This is a genomic window from Parabacteroides sp. Y3-G-102 (genome assembly GCF_023656845.1).
GTDB classification, from domain to species: domain Bacteria; phylum Bacteroidota; class Bacteroidia; order Bacteroidales; family Tannerellaceae; genus Parabacteroides; species Parabacteroides distasonis.
Map to the genome: position 1 here is coordinate 1 of NZ_JAMOKU010000102.1, position 1,505 is coordinate 1,505.

At 46.2% G+C, this 1,505-nt stretch carries 2 protein-coding genes; both read right to left on the reverse strand.

What is annotated here, in order from left to right; translation table 11 throughout:
- Positions 1-192: 192 nt before the first annotated feature.
- Positions 193-1,041: an IS3 family transposase gene (locus tag NBH16_RS23215; RefSeq protein ID WP_250789132.1), complete on the reverse strand. Its 849-nt coding sequence runs from the start codon at positions 1,039-1,041 to the stop codon at positions 193-195.
- 32 nt (positions 1,042-1,073) lie between these two features.
- A complete protein-coding gene (locus tag NBH16_RS23220) occupies positions 1,074-1,454 on the reverse strand; it encodes a transposase (protein WP_048927972.1) in 381 nt (126 codons plus the stop codon).
- Positions 1,455-1,505 lie beyond the last annotated feature (51 nt).

Sequence of the window (1,505 nt, forward strand, 5' to 3'; positions counted from 1 at the left end):
TGTCCATTCCTAAAATCACTTGTCACTTTTGGGGTAGTTAAACAACTTTACTTGTCAATAAACTCATGATCCTCCTGGCTTACTTGTCACTCTCTGATAAAGCCTACCAAAAAGCTTGTCATCAAGAATGGACAATGGATATACCAGAGTGATCCATATTCTCGGCGTACAAATGTAAGGAATCAAAAAGAATCAGGGTCTTTTTCGCCAAAGATTTTTCCCCGGCAGTTTGCCTTTATACACCTCCATCGGGCACTCCATTCCGATGCTCATATGAGGTCTTCGGTTGTTATAAAAGTCAATCATACGATTGATCTCATTGATCGCCTGTTCTTTATCCCTGTACATTTCCTGCTCGTATATCCATTCGACCTTGAAGATCCCGTTCTGTCTTTCCGCCATGGCGTTGTCTGTCGGCTCATATCCTTCTGTCATGCTTATCCGTATGTGATGCTCCATGAGGCAGCTGACGTAAGCGTCGCTGGCGTATTGTGCCCCCCTGTCCGAGTGGTGTATGGTACCGCAAAGGTTGCCGCCTCCGGCGATCCGGATCGCCATGCGCAAGGCCTCTGTCGTATGCGAGGCGCTGAGACTGTCGGATAGGCACCAGCCCAATACGGCGTGCGAATAGGCGTCGGTGACAAGATGCAAGTACAACACGTCCCCCAATATCCACACGTACGTGATGTCCGACACCCATATATGGTTGGAATACCGCGCGTCTTTTCCCTTGATAAGATTGGGGTACCTTTTATAGACATGATTGGAGTCTGTCGTACGCCTACGTTTGTTGGGCTTGAGCTTAAAGCCTTTTGATTCATAAACCTTTAAGAACGAGTCTCGCCCGAGGGTCACAGCATGTCCCAAATCCTTTTCCAGTAAATGGAACAGTTTGAAACCTCCGATACGGGGACAACAAAGACGATAATAGCCTATCATGTCAGCAAGAAGCTTGACGCGTTGTCTCTCCGATACATCAGCCTTCATGTTCGCGTAATACCATTGGCGTTTCTTTCCAAACAGCCCGCAAAGGGTAGCCACACTCTCATGGGGATACTCCTCACGTAACGCCGTTACTGTTTGGCACCATCTTTTTTTAATATACTGATGCCTTCTTCCTCTTCCGCTATCTCTATCATCTTCTCGAAGGCACGGCTACGCATCTTCTCCAGCTCCAAAGAACGACGCAATTCCTCTATGCGCTTTTGAAGGGACTCCATATCTGTCAAATCCGATTGCTTGGGAACCATCTGTAACCTCTCTTTTGTTTCTGATGGCAAAGGTAACTGGTCCGATCCCACTGGGTATTCTTTTAGCCATCTATATATGCAAGGAGGGCTCAAAGAATATTTCTTCGTTATCGCATACTTGCTCATTCCGCTACTGTAATACTCGCGTAACACGGATAATTTAAAGGGTTCCGTGAACACTCTTTTGGGCTTTCTTTTGATCATTTCTATACTTTTTAGCCCCTTAAAAGTGTCAAGCTATTTCAGGACAAGACA